Genomic DNA, 18,375 nt, shown 5'->3' with positions numbered 1-18,375 from the left:
ATGAGTAAGTGTTTATAAGTAAATTGTTCTACGAGTAAAGACTGCGCGAGCTCTTAAGAATGTAAATGGATCATTGACACTCTTCCCCAAATTGCCCGCACAACAGTCTTACTAGCTTTTAGCTATGTTGATATCTCTAAGTCGTACCCTTTACTGTTTAACCACCGAAATATCATCGATATAAAACAAAGCTGACTCTTTAGCTATAAGAGAAGGGTCAATTGCGATTGTCAGTTTGGCATCCGCTGGAACTGCTTGGGTTAAGTAAATTTCTTGACTGACGGTTATCCATTGCGCTTTATGTGCATGATCAATATGACTTAAATTAATCGGCTTTAAATTAAAACCAACATCAGTATTCGCATCGTTAGTGACTGTGACATCAAACTCTTTGAGCGAATTACTGGTATCAACCCATAGGCGCATAGAAAAAACATACTTACCAGCATCTAATTTAACTGCAGCTTCAGGAGAGCTGATAATAATTGGTTGCGTAGCATCTGCAGCCAATGCTGACACTTTTAAGCTACGCAAACCTGTAATGCGTTGCTCTTTAGTTATCTCGGCATATTTAGCTGACTCAGTACTGATATCCCAGAACTTTTGGTAATCATTATTTGCTGAGTTTTCAGGTACCAACTTAAGTGGACGCTTATTTTCTTGGAATAAAATAGGCCCTTCAAAACCAAAGAATGCTCTATCTAATAACTGCGGGTTAGGCTTTTGCCACACACGCATATAGTCAACTTCGAAATCTGCTGGTAGTTCATCTTTATTTGGCATGCCAAGCCATGCAAAGATTTCTGAATCTAACCAAATTTCTAGTGGATTATTCAATACCCAACGATCGCCTAATTCTTTTTGAGTAAAACGTTCCAGTAATTTGCCGTCTAAATACAGGTTTAAGTAATCTTCACCCCACTCAGCTGCATAAATATGAAATTCATCAGCTACGCGATATGGCAAGTTTTCTTTATGATGAAAAACACGTGTAGGACGTTTTGCTGGTGGGCTCCAATCATGAACGGTTGATTTAGATTGATCAGGTTTAATATCACCAATGATTTTTGGATTACCAATTTGCTCATAAATATCAAGCTCAGACTGGTAACCAATAGCCCAAAAGGCGCTAGTCATGGATGCGTTAACCGCTTTAGAGCGTATTTCCATATAACCGTTAAGAAAACGTTTATTACTCACAATAGCAGCAGTAGTAATAGGCATAAACTCGCCACTTTCTGCAGTGCCATATTTGGCTTTAATTTTTCCATCTGCGTAAGCTTCGTCAGCAAAATCAAAGTCGGGTTCCCACTGACTGCGAAGTTTGAGTAAACCATCTTCTAAAATAACGTTATGAGGCGCAAACTGCGATGGTGCGCGCCCTTTCCAAATGTAGTATTCATCATTTGCACCTTGAACAAACCATTTTTCTTGATCAATAACATCTGCGTTAAACTCATCACTGATTTCAGTATTTAATACCCAGCCACCTTCATTGTTCGGATCTGAGTACGGCATAACTTGATCAAGTGCCACTGAAGATTGACTGCTTTGTTGACTTACCAACTCAGTTTCAGGCGCTTTTTCATTATTTTGACAAGCCATTAAGCTTTGAGAAATAAGTAACACCAAAGCACTTTGTGCAAATATCGTCTTAGCGAAATTTGACTTGGCAACAATAGGCTTCATTTACGGACGTCCTTTTAATAATCAAATCCCATGATGACAATCACATCCAACAAGATTTGTACTTACTGAAATCAACCCCACATTGTCCAGTTAAAACGTTCAAAACACGCTTTACAGATTTGTGAAATTTGTTAAATTGAAACTCAATATAAACATATGATGTTTGCATTTGCAATATCTATTTGTTGCTTTGCATTACTTTACATTAGCCATATTCGATATATTTAACATCACTATCATTCAAGCGAGCACACGCAACACTAGCAGACCTAACCAGTTAATATAATTGCCTTTAAAAATATATCCATAAATAACAACACTTGTTCTACTCCCTCTACATCACACAAAACAAATCACTACAATAAGGTTTTAATAATGACATTGTTCACCATGCAGGCAGGCTTTTCTGTTAACAATTAAGATTACTGGAGCTTTAAACCAATATTAAAAATTGTCGTATTTGTACAATCCCCTTTTCTTAGTTCTTGCTAAAATCTCTCCATCAATTTCGTCATCGCTTAAAACACGTTGATAATTTACAGCCCGTCTTCGAGCTAAATAACCATAAAGATTTGCAAGGTCTTCAATATGAACCCACAAACATCATTAGCACAACTTGGCTGGCGACCATTTTTTCAACAACAATTGTCGCTCAATGAACTTGAGTTATTGTCTGTAGAAAATCTTGATGAAAAGCTATATGCAGGACGTGTTATTGAACACCATCGAAATGGGGTTGTGGTGATGAATGGCTCAGGCCAATTTTCATTAACCCAAACAGTCCTTCAAGCAACACAGACTGACAGACTGTGTGTCGGAGATTGGCTGTTATTCAATACTCAACTTCAGTTTGAACGCTTACTAGAAAGACAATCATTGTTTCAGCGCAAAGCACCGGGCAGTAAAATCGATACTCAGCTAATTTCCTCTAACGTGGATAGCTTATTTATTGTTTGTTCGCTCAACCAAGACTTCAATTTAAGCCGAATTGAACGTTACCTTGCGTTAGCAAAAGAAGCGCAAGTAGAACCCATTATAATCCTGACGAAAACCGATCAATGTGAAGATACTGATGTTAAACGTCAGCAAGTACAGTCACTTGATCCATTTATGATGGTTCATGCATTAAACGCTCTAGATAAAGATCATTTAATTGAACTCAGCGGTTATTGCAAACAAGGTAAAACTATCGCATTGCTTGGGTCATCTGGTGTGGGCAAGTCTACCTTAGTCAACGGCTTAATGGGTGTAGATACGCAGCTAACGAGTGATATCCGTGAAGATGACAGTAAAGGTCGCCATACGACAACTTCTAGAGCATTAAGATTATTACCACAAGGTGGATTAATTCTAGATACTCCCGGTATGCGAGAATTACAACTCAGTGCTTGTGAGCAAGGGGTAAGTGAAACCTTTAGTGAAATCACTGAACTGGCAACACAATGCCGTTTTGCAGATTGTCAGCACAACTCAGAACCTGGTTGCGCGATTCAAAATGCATTAGATAAAGGGGATATTGATCAAAGACGATTGGTTAGCTATCAGAAACTAATGCGAGAACAAGCCATGAATAGCGCGACGTTAGCGCAAAAAAGAGCTAAAGATAAAGCACTTGGAAAAATGATTAATTCAGTGCAAACAGCCTCGCGTTCTTTTAAAAAAGGCACTTATTAACGCTGTGGTAATTAAGTTCTTAGCTCAATAAATTAATCTATTAGTTCTGTTAAAAACCATTGCAGGCCAAATAGTATTTTAATTCATTTAACCAGCGAGCTTCCCTTTACTATTCATAACGTTTAAATAGGAAATATTGTTCGGGGCAGCCGTCAAAGCCAGGCGCTGTTCCAATAACCTCGAAACCACATTTCTGGTAAAAGTTTGGGGCTTGAAATGCCAGCGTATCGACTTGCGCAGCTTTGCAACCTTGCTGTTTGGCTTCCTGTTCAGCTAACTTCATCAACTGATATCCGAGTCTTTGACCACGGTATTCATCACTGACCCACACCACGTTGATTAAAAATTTATGGTATATCGTTCGCCCAGATATGCCAGCAACGATTGTGTTATTGCTATCTCGCATAATTACAGTCAAAGGTTTGGACGTTTCATTACCCATGTGGCTAAAATTAAACTCCCTAACACCATCAACAAGTTGATCAACAATTTTCGACTCTTCTGAGTGTAAAACTTCTATATTCACATCCTTTCCTCTTACATGTTTTTTCACATTCAAACTTATGATTATATTAATTTTATCATTAATACCAATCTATAACTGCTATAAATGCAAAAGCCATTTGTTTACACAAATGGCTTAATTAACATTTCAGTCATTTAAGAGATAAACGTTATAGATATGCTTTCAAAAAGACCAAGTATTTGTTCGAAGCACTGACGCGATTTTCTTTTTTACTAAAGCCATGACCTTCGTCATCAAAAACTAAGTAATCAACATGAGTACCACCAGAGCGAATAGACTCGACCATTTCATCACTTTCGATTTTTAGCACTCTTGGATCATTAGCACCTTGCACAACAAGTACTGGACTTTTAACTTGATGACCAAAAAATACTGGTGAAATGTTATGTAAGCGCTCTTTATCAGTAGCAGGGTCTCCAAGCTCGTCATAAAGACTTTTTCTAAATGCTTCCCAATAAGGCGGAATACTTTCTAGGGTTCTTACCCAATTGGTGACACCAAAAATATTAATGCCGACTTTAAATTCATCGGTAAATGCCATTGCAGCCATAGTTAAATAACCGCCATAACTGCCACCCATCACGCCAATTTTTTCAGCATCAACCCAATCTAGGGTTTGTAGGTACTTTTTGTTGTAAACCACATCCTGTAAATCGTCTTCACCATGACGTTTATCATCTAAATGGAAGAAGGTTTTGCCATAGCCACTTGAACCACGATTATTTATTTTTACAATAGCATAGCCATTATTCACTAAGTGCTGAACTGTAGCTGAGTAGCCTTTACGCGATTGCCCTCCAGGACCACCGTGTATATAAATTAATGCAGGAACCTTGGAAAATTCAGCTTGTTTTGGCTTATACAAAATAGCCGGAATTTCGACGCCATCGAAGCTTTTGAATCTAATCACTTCGCCAGCGACTAAGTTTTGCTCTTTAATGGCTGGATTGCCTGAGTTCGTCAGACGCAATACCTTATCAGTACCAACTTTATGGCTGTATAAATTTGATGGCGATGTATCTGAATTGATATAGAACACCATTGATTTAGAATCTTGTGAAAAGTTAACGCCACGGAGATCGCCACTTGGTAATGTAGGCAAAGAGAGTTCACGATTATTGTTGTGATCGGTTATCGTTAATTGAGTTTGAGCATCAGCATTGATACCTGTGATTTGATAACGACCATCTTTCGAGAAGTAACTGAAACTTACATCCCAATCGGCTTTATAATTTAACTCACTTTCACTGGTAGCAATATCATAGGTCCATGCTTGGTTAAATTCCCCAAACTCATTTGTCGCATATAACAGCTGCTTGTTGTCTTTGGTGAAGGTGTAAGCATAATAAGACACATCACCTTCATGCTCTGTAATTAAGCGAGGTTTGTTCATTTTTAGTCGTAAATCAACCAAATATAAATCAGTATTACTATTAGAGTGGTTCTTACTTAAGGCAATAAAACGACCATTGGGACTCATGCTTTCAACTGTAAATCCTGACTCATTTTTATAAATTACATTACGACTATAGTCTGCAGTACTGTATTGATAAACGTCAAAATATTTAGCATCACGCTCATTGGTCATAACAAAAAACGAATCATCATCTTCATGCCATGACAACATCATGGCCTTCAAGCCTTCACCTGGAGTTAAATCTACTTCATTGCCTTCGAGGTCTTTAACAAATAGATGGTTTAATTCATCTCCCCCTTTGTCAGCACTATAAAGAAAGCGATCATCTTTAGGGAACCAAGATTCAACAAAAATTGATTCTTCTGTGGAAAACGTTAATTGAGTTGTTTTGGAGCCATCTACTGGCACTTTGTATGCGTTGAAGATCCCTGAATCATCATTACTTACCAAAACCGCACTTCCGGAATGATTAATAGATGAGCCAAACACACTGGTCGTTTTATAAAACTCTTCAGCTGTGTAAGTTTCAAAGTTGATTTGAGCTTGAGGGGATATCTGTGGAGCCGGCGCAGCTTGTTTATTTGCGGTAGAGCAACCTGTCAATACTAACGCGATGACAGCAGTACTCATCAATGTCTTAAGCATAATATATCCTTATTTAGCTTGAAATTGGTTTTCTCAATAAATCGACAACTCAACAGCTTACTAAGAAATTGAACACAAATTAAACTAACACTAACCTGTATTTTTGGCCAATTAGTTTACCTTGAACTGCGGCTAATCATTTCAACACAAACGTGTCAGGCACAGAAATTCCTTTTACACTATCTTAAGAACATGGTTTACACATTGATGCTTTTATTTTTCACAAAAGTACCTGGAAAAATAGCATTAATGAATGAAGGAAAGCATATAATCCAAATTCCAATTAATAAAAACCAATTCATTTTGAAACTAGCCGTTTGCAAATTATAAATTTTTGATTTCATATAGGTATAAGGTAAAACAATACGATTTTTGTGCGCAATTTGGTATACCAGGCCTTGCTCATGCCATAGGGATATTTCTGTTTGCTCTTGAGCTTCAGCCCCATTTATTGAAACAGATATTGTCTTTGCTATTTTTTGACATAATGCTCGACTAATACCAAGCGCAGCAAATGTTTCAGGGTATGACTGAAGATAAAGATCATAATAACGAGTAGTTTTATCTAACTCCTCGTCGTAAACTGTTTCTGTTTTACACTTCACTTTGTCTACTAAGGTTCGAAACTCGTGGACATCAGATAATGGAGCCACATGATATTGAGGTACAGCCCAGCATAGAAAAACGATATTAATCAGAAGAAAAGCCAGTAAGAATAAAGCTCTTTTATATTCATCACCTCTAGCTTCAAACTCAAAGTATTCAAGTCTATATCCATAGTTTGAATTATATGCGTCCTCTAATTCATTTTCAGATTGAACTTGCTTTTGTTCTAATAACTGTTCTTCAGGGCTATTAGCCCGATTGTCTATTTCTGTTAATAGATCTTGATATCGTCGTGGGTACTTAGCTGCATTAATATTTTCTTTAACGTCTAATAACTCTTCCAATGAGTATTTTGAATAATCAATTGTCATTATCTTCCTTAATAATTATCTCTATTTTGCTTATTTCACTATCGGTTAACGCTTTATACCCTCTCGGATAAGGCCAGCCATACCCCCATCGATAAGTGGTGGGAAAATATGGACTGCCACCGACTCGAACTCCTGCCAACATTATATTGGCAATATGAGGCTCACCCACTTTTGCTACACACTGTTTTAATCGTCTGTCCGATTCAAGACGTTGCTTAAAAGTGCCTCCTTGCCAATAGTCGTAATCATGAGCAGTACAGCATGATAACCACAATTCATTTTGGCTAAAGGTTCCATCAGGAAATACACTACATCCATCTGAAGTGAACGGTTTGATTTGCTCAGCATGGACAGTGAAAGACGAAATTAATATGATAATAACAAACAAGCCGCGCATAAATTATTCCAATAAGACTTCTAATTTATAGCTGTTTTTAAACATCCGTTTAGGTTTTCAGCATTATTAATAATACGTCTTCAGCCAATCACAACTAGCTGGTTGAGATGAAATAAAATCAACCACTAAAACATTGAATTAAATAATTAACTGCTACAATCAACTATATAAATACTATTTGCAATCTTTTTTACTCATCCTTAGGAGGCTAAGAATAGGTATAACGTGTAAACAACTTAATAGTGATAAATGAGCATAGTGTAATACCCAAGGCATCGGCTAGGAGATCGCTTAAATCAAATGTCCTTGTACTAATAAAAGCTTGGCTTATTTCTTCGACTAACACAAAGATACTGACGACTAGAACAGCATAGTAAATGCGAATATTTCTGAAGCTAAAGTGTGCTAAACGACTGGCCAGTAATCCCATTGTTGTCAACAAACCAAATAAGCAAAAATGGCCAATTTTATCACCATAGGGAATAGTGCGAACTAAATCGAAAAAGACATTACTTCCACCTGTATTGGCTTGGTAAATAATCCAGCCTATAAACAAAGAGAAACTCACACAAACTAAAATACAAGTTACGTTTATTATCAGGCGATAGTTGAGATGATAGTTGTCTAAGGAAATTTTATGTAATGGCAATTTCTCTGGTGTATTTTGCATGTAAATGAATTCGTTAACCTGGTACATGTTTGACCTCAAGACTACAATCGGCGACACCATCACGCAAGAAACATTAACTAAAATACACCCTGTAGATGAACTGTATCGGCTAAACACTTTACTTGTCTCATACTTAAAGAGTTAACATTCTCCAGCTTTGTATTAACTTAAAAAACGATTATTGATACTAGACAATCTTATTAGCTTAAATCATGTATTTAAGAAATTACTATTTCAGATTTAACCCGTAGTTAACCGCAGCAGCGGCATGAATGCTTGTTGTATCATAGAGTGGTATTTCGGTGTCAGATTGATTAATCAGTAAAGCAATTTCAGTACAACCTAATATGATTGCCTGAGCCCCTCGAGAGAATAAATTCTCGACAATTTGTAGATAACTGGCTTTAGAAGACGGCTTAAACTCTCCTAGACATAGCTCCCGATAGATAATGTCATGAACGATTTTTTGCTGATCTTCATGAGGGACGATGACATCAATACCATGCAAGGACTTTAAGCGTCCTTTATAAAAATCTTGCTTCATAGTAAAGCCTGTTCCAAGTAAGCCAACGGTGTCAATATTATCAAGCTTAAGTCGGTCTGCGGTTGCATCTGCGATATGTAAAATGGGGATATTAATGGCGGCGTCGATATCGTCATAGACTTTATGCATGGTGTTAGTACATATCAACATAAAATCTGCGCCAGCCAGTTCTACTCGTTGAGCAGCTTCAGACAAGATAGTTGCTGTTTGCTGCCAGTCACCTTGATGTTGCAGCTTTTCAATCTCATCAAAATCAACACTAAACAAGCTAATTTTAGCGGAATGCAGACCACCCAATTGCTGATTAACGCCTTCATTGATCGCTTTATAATAGCTAGAAGTGGACTCCCAACTCATGCCGCCTAACAAACCGATGGTCTTCATATTTTTTCCCTAATAAACCGAATTAACACGTCCTGTACTGGACCTAACGGTCAGCTGGATGGTTCACGCCATCATATAGTTTTACTTGATCAATTTTCAGCGGATTAATACCTGCTAAGCAAGCCACATTAAAGCCGAATTGATTCGGGTTTGAGCGTCGTTGATGATGGGTATAAATACCGCAATGACGGCAAAAATAATGTTTAGCTGTTTTGGTATTAAATTGATAGACGCTTAACTCGTGTTCACCTTGAATAAACTGAATATCATCTAAATTGATTGATGCAACAATAGCACCTCGGCGGCGACACATACTACAATCACAGCGCCTAACATCCTGTATTCCTTTTGGTAAAGAAAGCTCCATGACCACTAAACCACAATGACAACTGGCTCTATGCTTAGGCATAACCTCAACACCATTGACCTCAGTTAAATTTACCATGTCCCTTCCTTGTGAGTTCGAACTAGCTTTACGTTACCACGCTTAGTTAGAAGAATGATTTAAATTAAGATTAATAAAATATGCTAATAAGAAAGGAGCCTAAGCTCCTTTTTTATTAAATGATGTATGAATTGTTTATTCAATCACTGTTGGTATCAATTGAACCAAAGATAATGTTTACTGCTGCTTATACACCACACCATCTTTCATCACAAAACCAATATCTAATAAGGCTTCAATATTATCAAGTGGACTGGTATCAATTGCGATAATGTCGGCATACTTACCTACTTCAATAGTGCCAAGCTTATCTGACATATCAATAAGGTCTGCAGCATTTACAGTCGCTGATTTTAAAATGTCACTGGTTGGCATTCCCGCTTGATGCATCAATACTGCTTCTTGAGCGTTTATTCCGTGCTTAGAAACGCCACTGTCTGTACCAAAAGCGATTTTGACTCCCGCTTTATATGATTTTTCAAAGTTAGCTAGCATGTCAGGTCCAACCCTAATGGCTTTGGCTTTAATCGGTGTAGACATAAAATCTGACGTTTCAGCCATCTCAACAACCGTTGCACCAGCTAGCAAAGTAGGAACCAAATAAGCACCCGTTTGTTTAAACAGCTTAATGGTTTCTTTATCGGCATAGCTGCCGTGCTCAACACTATCAACGCCAGCACGAAGCGCTGCATTAATGCCTGCTGTTGCATGAGCATGGCTTGCCACTTTACGCCCTAAACCGTGAGCCGTTTCTACAATTTCTTTTAATTCTAAATCAGTCATTTGCTGACCAGTACCAGTATCGGTATCTGATAATACCCCACCAGTTGAGGCCACTTTAATGGCATCCGCGCCATATTTTATGGCTTCACGCGTCGCCTTTCGACATTCATATGGGCCATCACAAATCGTTTTAGGGGATTTCATCGCTAAAATATCAGGTGCCATGCCATCAGCATCTAAATGGCCACCTGTTATAGTGACACCCGCCGCGGCAATAATACGTGGGCCTTCAATCCAGCCCTTTTCTACACCATCGCGCAGTGCATACATTTGCTCTGGCTCACTTAATAAATCACGTACTGTAGTAAACCCAGACAATAAGGTGGTTTTGGCATAGTGAACGCTTTTCATTGCGACATCGGCATCAGATAGTTTTACAGTATCTGACACATTATTCGGTCCTAACTCCATTTGTAAATGAACATGCATGTCCATCAAGCCCGGCATAACAAACTTATCTGATAAATCTATCAAGGTGGCATCAGCTGAAATTTTATTTACCTCAACGAAACCTTTTTTAACCGCAATGATGTCACCATCTTTAATGACCACAGTTTGCTTTGTTAAAGGGGCCTTACCTGGTACAGCAAGCAACTCACCTGCATGAATGACTTTTGTATCAGCCATTACCGAGTGAGACATTAAACAACCAAAAACCAACGCGCTAAGCGAAAAGGCTTTTTTATCATTCTTAAGGATTTGGATATTGTTAGAGTTTGAATCTGTAGTAGAGATGAACGATTTGAACTCAGTTATTCTATGTTTTGTTGAAAATGGAAATAAAGTCATGGCATTACAGCTTATTGTTATTAATCTTGTTCATTAATATACCTAAGCTTTGATTAATGTAAATATCAATTCACATAACTTTGTGTTTTATTAAGCTTATGGTAATTTATTCAATAAATATCAATAATTCTCTAGCTGACTCATCCCCAATAACTCAGTTAGGGTTACTAATAACAAATATTCATCGTTCAATTTAAGGTCAAGGATTACTCATGAACAAAGGTATTTATCTGGTATGCATGATATCGCCACTCGTTGCGGCTATAACATCGACAATGGCATATGCTCAAAATGATGTCGATAACAGCCAAGTCCATAATACGCTGCAGCTCGAAGATGTGTTTTCTTTAGAATATGCATCTGGTTTAGCCATTACCGCTGACGGCGATGAAGTGTATTTTGTACGTAATTACATGGATATTCAGACGGATAAAAAGCTAGGTAACATTTGGAAAGTCGATAAAAACAAGCGCCTTACCCCTGTTACCAATGGCCTGCATGTTGATTTCTCACCAAGCCTATCACCTGACAACAGTAAACTAGCGTATATCTCAACAGCCAGTGGCTCAGCTCAAATCCATATGAAATGGCTAGAAACCGGTGAAAGCAGCCAAATGAGCCACTTTAGCCAATCTCCATCTAATTTAAGTTGGTCACCAGACGGCAAGTACATCGCATTTAATCGCTTCGTAAACAGTAAACCTAAATCTGTTGTTTCACTGCCTGGTAAGCCACAAAATGCCCAATGGGCAAAACCTGCCGTTTATATTGATGACATGTATTATCGTTTTGATGGCGCAGGTTTTAGCCAAGCAGGTAATAGTCAGATTTTTGTGATGTCCTCAAATGGCGGCGCAGCAAGACAAGTCACCCACGAGAAATTTGATCATCGTAGTAATATCAGTTGGACTAAAGATGGTAAGCAGCTCATTTACTCGAGCAATAAGCGCGCAGAGAAAGATTTAGAATGGACAGACACCAATATCTACGCCGTTAATATTAATGATCAACAAGTCACCCAACTTACTGATCGAGTAGGACCAGATAACTCCCCTATCGTGTCACCTAATGGCAAAATGATTGCGTACTTAGGCTACGATCAAAACTTCAAAAACTATGAAAATACTGAACTGTTTATAATGGATATTGATGGTAGTAATAAACGTTCTATCACTGCCGACTTAGATCGCTCGATTAACAGCATAAAATGGGCTGATAACAGTAAAGCCATATACATGAGTTATCATGATAAAGGTGAAACTTATGTGGCGTATCAGTCATTAAAAGGTAAGCGTGAAATTGCCGCTAAAAACCTTGGTGGCCTTTCATTTGGTCGACCTTACACGGGCAGCCAATTCGATGTCGCTGAAGATGGCACTATCGCATTTACCTATTCAGACCCTCAACGTCCCGCAGATATTGCCATTACCCGTAAAGGAAGAACTAACCAACTTACCGATTTAAATAATGATGCGTTGAGTTATAAAACCTTAGCTTCAATAAAAGAGTTGAACGTGAAATCCTCTTTTGATGATAGAGATATTCAAGCATGGGTAGCCTATCCACCAGGTTATGAAGCGGATAAAAAAGCAGGTAAAACCTTCCCGCTAATTTTAGAGATTCATGGTGGTCCAGTAACGAACTACGGCCCTCACTTCTCTGCAGAAGTACAATTAATGGCAGCCAGTGGTTATGTCGTTGTCTATGCTAACCCACGTGGAAGCGACAGTTACGGTAAAGAGTTCGCACAAACCATTTATAACAATTACCCTAGCCAAGATTATGATGATTTAATGTCGGTAGTCGATGGTGTTATTGCCAAAGAAGCAATTAACGAAGAGGCATTATTTGTCACCGGTGGATCAGGCGGCGGCGTACTGACAGCTTGGATTGTCGGCCATACAGATAGATTTGCAGCAGCCGTAGTCGCCAAACCTGTGATCAATTGGTATAGCTTTGTGCTAACAACAGATATTTATCCCTTCGTAATTAAAAACTGGTTTGAGAAAATGCCTTGGGAAGATAGCGAGCATTATATGAAGTTATCACCAATCAGTTATGTAGGTAATGTCACAACACCTACCATGCTATTAACGGGAGAAGCGGATCAACGTACCCCTATTGCTGAAACTGAGCAATTTTATCAAGCCCTTAAATTACGCAATATTGATACCGCTATGGTCAGGATCCCAGATGCGCCCCATGGTATATACAAACGACCAAGTAACTTAATGTCAAAAGTTGCCCATATCTTATGGTGGTTTGAACAATACCAACCAGAGAAAACCAACTAACAGGTACAATACAAACAGCCAGCATATTTCGTTAAACGATATGCTGGCTTTTTTTATTGGAATTCAATAAGTGTCTATCGCACTCGTTATTCTTTTTTAATGACCAGCTTTTTATAAATGGCAGAGAGATAAAGCTTGGAGAGATAAACGATGTAGAGATAAAGTATAAAGCCTGAGAAATTCGTCAATATATAAGCTTTAAATATTAACTGGTTATGTGCTTTTTGTGCCCCACTTTCCTGAGACAATCATTACGAAAACACCGACAGTAATTATACCGAGCATTGATCCAATGTAAGGTGATGTACTTCCAACGAAAATAGACATACCAAGTGAAACACCTAAGCAGATGGTTAAAGCACCTAGTTTGGCTTGATTAAGTTTATTATCAACTCTCATTTCGGGCTCCTCATCCTTGATTTACTGCGAATCATCCTCAACACATAACGCCACTGTTTTATGAGTAAAATATTGTTGGCTAAAATGTTGAGGAACGAAAAAACCAACTGTATTTAATCCAGGTTAAACAGCTTGTATGTCTACCTTACTCGACATTTGCTGTTTTCTCTTTTGCAACTTTAACCATTAAAGAATGAAATAGAGAAGCAAAGATGAAAGTCGTGAATAATAAAAGTAAGCAAAGTAACTTTATTCCGACTTCCTCATGCTCTATGAACGCATTTAACATTGCTGATAAAAGCATGAACCCAACTAAATAGTAACTATGTATACTACCCATGGAACCTCCTTGTACACATAACGCCCAAATAACAAGCTAAGTAATGGTTGGCTAAATTGTGTAGAGAAGCGTAGCCAACTGTTACGTGTCCTTGTTGATTTTCTTGTTGAACGAAGCCGCTCTGCGGCAGAAAAGATAAAAGCTCACCTTTATTCTCCCATCCTAAATACTTACTAGACCCTGCCTACTCTGGCACTTATCTAGGAGTATCATCATGAACACTCGCGAGCAACAACGCTTTGATTTTCTTTATGAACAACATCTTACCAACTTAACCCTGCAAGGCAAGCGGCCTGCGACCATCGATGCCTACAGCCGCGCCGTTAGGCGTATTAGTGCATATTTCGATGCTTGCCCTGATAACCTTTCAACGGATGATTTGAAGCGCTACTTTGTCAGTTTAATTGATTCACATTCATGGAGCACCGTGAAACTCGACCGTAATGGCTTACAGTTTTTCTACCGGCACGTGCTTAATCAACAGTGGGAGTGGCTTAATATTGTTAAGCCGCCGCAAGTCCATAGACTGCCCGACATTCTTACGCCCGCAGAAGTGTCTATCGTCATTAGTCTTACCCATAAACTACGATATCAAGTGTGTTTTCTCACCTTGTACAGTTTGGGGCTTCGCCTCGGTGAAGCGATTTCACTGCAGGTTGGTGATATCGATTCACAAATGATGCAGGTACATATTCGTAACGCTAAAGGCGGTAAAGACAGGTTAGTTCCGCTGCCCAAACGGACCTTATTAGCACTGCGATATTACTGGCAAACTCATCGCCATCCTCGACTGATTTTTCCTGGTAAAGATAGCCAGCCTGATTCATTGATAGATAAAGGCGGTATTCAGAAAGCCTTAAAACGAGTCATTGCAGAGTGCAATATTCATAAGTCCATCAGCCCACATAATCTGCGCCACAGCTACGCCACTCATCTGTTAGAGCAAGGGTTAGATTTGCGCTCAGTGCAAACTTTGCTCGGTCACAACAGCCTTAATACAACCGCCCGTTATACCCGCCTCACCACTATCACTCGAAAAAACACTGCTCTGTCCGTTAACCAACTGACTGATAATTTGGTGCTCAAGTGGGAGTGTAACCTATGAAGTTCATTGAACTTTTACGCGACCACCTCGATGCCTTTAATCAGGCTTATGATGGTCAAATAACATCATCCATGCGCCAAGCTATTTTCGCCATGCTTAATTGTCGCAGCAATACTGAACGAACCAGCCATTGGGCATGCCGCAGCTGCACGCATACTGCTGATTTCCCGCTGTCATGTGGTCATCGCAGTTGCCCTCAATGCCAGCACAACACCACGACAGACTGGCTCAACAAACAGCAAGCTAAACTCCTGCCCGTGGAGTATTACATGGTGACGTTCACCTTGCCTTATGAACTACGAAGCGTCACTAAACACCAACCTGAAATGATGTATCAAGCCATGTTTTCGGTGGCCGCCAGCGTGCTCAAAGACTTCGCTAAAAACTCAAAGCAAATCGGTGGTGAGATTGGTTTTACGGGCGTGCTGCATACCCATAACCGAAGGCGTGACTTTCATCCTCACATCCATTTCATTATCCCTGCGGGTAGCTTCGATAAAGCAAAAAAACAGTGGAAAAAACACAAGGGTAAATACCTGTTTAACGCCTTTAACCTGGCCAAAGTGTGGCGAGCAAGATTGCTAACGCAACTAACCGATAAGCTCAACATCAAGATACCAACCTCAATCCCCAAAAAGTGGGTGGTAGATTGCCAACATGTAGGTAAAGGGCTGCCTGCGCTCAAGTACCTGTCGCGATACCTTTATCGCGGCGTACTGCCTGATAAAAATATCGTCAGTGCAACCAGTAATCAGGTGTCCTTTGAGTATCAAAGTAGCCAAACCAACACCACTGAAATACGTACTTTACCCACTGTTGAGTTTCTATGGTTGGTACTGCAACATGTACTGCCGAAAGGCTTACGGCGAGTGAGAGACTCTTAACAATGAGAGTGGATTACTCAGAGGCAGTGCTGCCAAGCTGCGGCAACGAATACGCTTGATGTTAGCCGTTGCTGGCACCGTGTTTTCGCCGCTCGAAAACACCACTAAAACTAAAGCTGTCCGACCTTGCCCCTGTTGCCAACAACCGATGATATTTATGGGTTGCTGGCAACGAAGGGATGAAAAAGCGCATGCGCGACTGACAAGCTTTCTTAGGAAAAACACAACGACACCTAACGCCACTGTTTAAGCGGAAGGATAAAAAAATAACACTTAAGATGCGGAACAATAAAAGTATCAGGAGTGCTAAGGCATTGATATTTTGGGGCAACGAAATTAGCTGGCGATGCTAAGGGATCGATGCGGCTAGTAAAAAATGTAACTGCTCAGCACACATCGAAAAAGCGTAAGTTCTTACGCCGATATTTACACTATAAAGGTATCACTCGGGCTTGTTCAACACTTGGGATAAGGACGCGGCTACGCGCGGCCTATCCTTATCTGTTATGCGTAACCTACTTCACAGCCCATCATAATAGTCATATAAATCAAAACCAGCTCCATAGATCGAAGACGTTAAATTATAAAAATGTTTCTTAAACTCTTTAACTACAATTTTTCTCCCGCTGGCCTTGATTTGCCTGTTTGATGATAACCAGAGGTGATAGAGTTTTATTACTTCATATTGCCCTATGTAGTTCTGTGCCACTTGTTTTTCTATTTCACTTGCAATGGTTTCAACAAGCTCAAGGAAAAGTGCCATTTTCTTGTCTGTTATTTTAGGTAAGCTTTTAACTTCCCAGCTTTGAGCAAACTTCATCGACTTAATATCACGGCCAAAAGAATGACCGGCATCATTTCTTAATTTCCTAAGTTTCTCTAGGTCTGAAATTCTATTTTCAAATGAACAGGTACCAAAGAACTTTTTATATGCTGAAATTCTTGCTTGCCAATCACCTCGAGTCAATGATTCGGTATAGCTGAATAAATCATATTCTGAATTATGTTTTAAAAAACTTGCACCATCAATTTTGGGGCCTCCACCAAAGATTAATGAAGGTGTAGATTCAAATGCAGCTGCTGATATTTGAGCAATATATGTTTCAAGGTATCCTGCAATACCGATTACAGCAGCCATTCTTGTCCAATCATCAAAACCAGAATACCATTGCGCCCAATCTTTTAAGGGTCTTTCATTCCTGATTTCAGAAAGTTTTGGATTAAAGTGAGAGTTCACTGTATCAGCCGGGTTTAATTTACTTGTTGATGCAAAAGAGTGACCAGAGGATACTTTATGAGACCAGTAAATATCATTAAAATGTGTGTGGTGTCGTTTGAACAATCTATATGCAAGTGATCTTTCTTCAATAAGTTTATATCGTTCGAATGGCATAATTCTTCTTATTATGATTGATGGGAGAAATTATCGGATACGCATAACGTCGCCATAAAACGCGCGAGGCACGAGCGTCGTCTTTGATGGCTTGGTTAGGCTTTTGTATGCCAAACTTTGTAAGCAATATTGTCTTTTTTTTCGTTCTTTACCGAGTACATCAACTTATCTGCAATTTCCATCGCCTCTTTTATATCCCCTGGAATGTTCTCAAATGTAACCAAGCCAACACTAAAGCTCACGGGCCATTTGTTTTTTCTCATTCTATCTTTCAGTAACTTTTTTGCTTTAAGAAATGCAGACTTCGCTTCTTCTTGCTTTGTTTCAGGTAGCAAACAAGCATATTCGTCACCACCTAATCTCGCCACGATATCCGTAGCTCTTAGCGACAATACCAAACAGTTTGCAACCTCTATCAGTAGTTTATCACCTACGGAATGACCGAGTGAATCATTTATCCCCTTAAAATTATCTATATCTAAATAGACCAATGAAAACACATGGTCATACCTCTGAGAACGAAGCAACTCATTCGCAAGCTCTACATAAAAACTTCTGACGCTGTGAGCTCCTGTCAAAGAGTCTGTATCCGCTGCCTCCGTTTCGACTCGATATACATTCCTGAAATTCGTAGTCATAATTGCTACTCCCGAAAATACGAGTGCATATGGAACTGAAAATAGTAGTAATTCTGACATTGGTACTGAAAACTGAGAAAAATAATCTTCAGTAACGACCAAAACAATTACAGAAAGAAGAGCCAGCGAAATACCAGCTTTCTTTGACCCATACCAGCTGACGAGTAGAACTGAAAATATATAGAACAGCCCAACATCTATAGTTTCACCTATTACAATGTGTGCAATGCTTATAGCCAATATCACAAGCAGTGCTAGTAATAATATGGATTTTGGTGCACGTTTATCCAAAATACTGAAGATAGTTTTCACTGCCTTATATATCCTTACTATCGAAGTAATATAAAAATTCTCGCTGGAGCCTAACGATCATAGTTCATGA

15 protein-coding genes and 1 pseudogene are annotated in these 18,375 nt (G+C 39.1%); 4 read left to right on the top strand and 12 right to left on the bottom strand.

Annotated features, from left to right (window positions below):
• Window positions 1–150 precede the first annotated feature (150 nt).
• On the bottom strand, window positions 151–1,689 hold the full coding sequence (locus tag BCU84_RS06060; protein WP_198589536.1) for a family 16 glycosylhydrolase: 1,539 nt from the start codon (window positions 1,687–1,689) through the stop codon (window positions 151–153).
• A gap of 588 nt (window positions 1,690–2,277) precedes the next feature.
• Between BCU84_RS06060 and rsgA the strand changes: the two genes are divergently transcribed.
• Window positions 2,278–3,363, top strand: a complete 1,086-nt coding sequence (gene rsgA / locus BCU84_RS06055; protein WP_102527198.1) for a ribosome small subunit-dependent GTPase A — start codon at window positions 2,278–2,280, stop codon at window positions 3,361–3,363.
• Window positions 3,364–3,472: 109 nt separating this feature from the next.
• On the opposite strand, the gene BCU84_RS06050 is transcribed toward rsgA, so the two are convergent.
• From BCU84_RS06050 to BCU84_RS06015, 8 genes are all read right to left on the bottom strand, one after another.
• The gene (locus BCU84_RS06050) at window positions 3,473–3,889 is read right to left on the bottom strand and encodes a GNAT family N-acetyltransferase (protein WP_102527197.1); all 417 of its coding nucleotides are present in this window, start codon (window positions 3,887–3,889) and stop codon (window positions 3,473–3,475) included.
• A gap of 148 nt (window positions 3,890–4,037) precedes the next feature.
• Window positions 4,038–5,951, bottom strand: coding sequence for a S9 family peptidase (locus BCU84_RS06045; protein WP_102527196.1), 1,914 nt, complete (start codon window positions 5,949–5,951; stop codon window positions 4,038–4,040).
• A 197-nt stretch (window positions 5,952–6,148) separates the two neighbouring features.
• A complete protein-coding gene (locus BCU84_RS06040; RefSeq protein ID WP_102527195.1) occupies window positions 6,149–6,928 on the bottom strand; it encodes a hypothetical protein in 780 nt (259 codons plus the stop codon).
• Window positions 6,918–7,325 carry a hypothetical protein gene (locus BCU84_RS06035; protein WP_102527194.1) on the bottom strand — a complete coding sequence of 136 codons (408 nt, stop codon included), beginning with the start codon at window positions 7,323–7,325 and terminating at the stop codon, window positions 6,918–6,920. Before BCU84_RS06035 ends, BCU84_RS06040 begins: the two co-directional genes overlap by 11 nt.
• A 208-nt stretch (window positions 7,326–7,533) precedes the next feature.
• On the bottom strand, window positions 7,534–7,995 hold the full coding sequence (locus tag BCU84_RS06030) for a VanZ family protein (RefSeq protein ID WP_133146621.1): 462 nt from the start codon (window positions 7,993–7,995) through the stop codon (window positions 7,534–7,536).
• Between the two features lie 229 nt (window positions 7,996–8,224).
• Window positions 8,225–8,923 carry an aspartate/glutamate racemase family protein gene (locus BCU84_RS06025; RefSeq protein WP_102527193.1) on the bottom strand — a complete coding sequence of 233 codons (699 nt, stop codon included), beginning with the start codon at window positions 8,921–8,923 and terminating at the stop codon, window positions 8,225–8,227.
• 43 nt (window positions 8,924–8,966) lie between these two features.
• A complete protein-coding gene (locus BCU84_RS06020; protein ID WP_102527192.1) occupies window positions 8,967–9,368 on the bottom strand; it encodes a GFA family protein in 402 nt (133 codons plus the stop codon).
• Between the two features lie 177 nt (window positions 9,369–9,545).
• Entirely contained in the window at window positions 9,546–10,793 is a 1,248-nt protein-coding gene (locus BCU84_RS06015) for an amidohydrolase family protein (protein ID WP_102527191.1), read from the bottom strand.
• A 422-nt stretch (window positions 10,794–11,215) separates the two neighbouring features.
• Here BCU84_RS06015 and BCU84_RS06010 point away from each other — a divergent pair, with 422 nt between their 5' ends.
• A complete protein-coding gene (locus BCU84_RS06010; RefSeq protein ID WP_241906377.1) occupies window positions 11,216–13,234 on the top strand; it encodes a S9 family peptidase in 2,019 nt (672 codons plus the stop codon).
• A gap of 213 nt (window positions 13,235–13,447) precedes the next feature.
• On the opposite strand, the gene BCU84_RS06005 is transcribed toward BCU84_RS06010, so the two are convergent.
• Window positions 13,448–13,633 (bottom strand): hypothetical protein, encoded by a 186-nt coding sequence (locus BCU84_RS06005; protein WP_102527190.1) that lies wholly within the window; start codon window positions 13,631–13,633, stop codon window positions 13,448–13,450.
• A gap of 554 nt (window positions 13,634–14,187) precedes the next feature.
• Between BCU84_RS06005 and BCU84_RS05995 the strand changes: the two genes are divergently transcribed.
• Entirely contained in the window at window positions 14,188–15,078 is an 891-nt protein-coding gene (locus BCU84_RS05995) for a site-specific integrase (RefSeq protein ID WP_102527188.1), read from the top strand.
• Window positions 15,075–16,212: pseudogene (locus BCU84_RS05990) on the top strand (IS91 family transposase). Before BCU84_RS05995 ends, BCU84_RS05990 begins: the two are co-directional and overlap by 4 nt.
• A gap of 270 nt (window positions 16,213–16,482) precedes the next feature.
• Here the strand turns inward: BCU84_RS05990 and BCU84_RS05985 are convergent.
• Window positions 16,483–17,355 (bottom strand): hypothetical protein, encoded by an 873-nt coding sequence (locus BCU84_RS05985; RefSeq protein WP_102527187.1) that lies wholly within the window; start codon window positions 17,353–17,355, stop codon window positions 16,483–16,485.
• Between the two features lie 95 nt (window positions 17,356–17,450).
• Window positions 17,451–18,305, bottom strand: coding sequence for a diguanylate cyclase (locus tag BCU84_RS05980; RefSeq protein ID WP_102527186.1), 855 nt, complete (start codon window positions 18,303–18,305; stop codon window positions 17,451–17,453).
• Window positions 18,306–18,375 lie beyond the last annotated feature (70 nt).

This window comes from Shewanella sp. 10N.286.51.B7 (genome assembly GCF_002873615.1).
In the GTDB taxonomy this organism is placed as follows: domain Bacteria; phylum Pseudomonadota; class Gammaproteobacteria; order Enterobacterales; family Shewanellaceae; genus Shewanella; species Shewanella electrodiphila.
This window is presented reverse-complemented; position numbering and strand designations above follow the sequence as displayed.